A 343-nucleotide genomic window follows, 5' to 3' on the forward strand; every position below is an offset into this window, starting at 1 on the left:
TGTGGAATAACGATAAACATATTGAAAATCCCCATGTAAACCCCCATCTTTTTGGGCTCTACCGAACCCGATAGCATGGCATAAGGCATCGAAAGAATACTTGCCCAAGCAATACCCACTAGAGAAAAACAAAGGTGTAGCATCCAAGGATCAGTGATAAAGTAGATCAGGATAAAGCCAAATCCTCCGGCAATCAAACTGACGAGGTGAAGGAGCTTTCGGTTGATTTTGATTTTGGATGCGACAAAGGAAAGAACCAACGCGTAGATCATCGAAACCAATCCATAAGTGCCTAAGTAATTTCCTACACTATCAGCGGCATTGTTGTAAGCTTCTGAAGTAG

General features: G+C 42.3%; 1 protein-coding gene. It reads right to left on the reverse strand.

Annotation, left to right across the window (positions count from 1 at the left end; all coding sequences use genetic code 11):
• On the reverse strand, positions 1 to 343 hold a 343-nt coding region (locus ACNKXV_RS13670; protein ID WP_417908277.1), incomplete at both ends, for an MFS transporter.

Origin of the sequence: Christiangramia aquimixticola (genome assembly GCF_048285835.1) — a bacterium.
Taxonomy (GTDB): domain Bacteria; phylum Bacteroidota; class Bacteroidia; order Flavobacteriales; family Flavobacteriaceae; genus Christiangramia; species Christiangramia aquimixticola.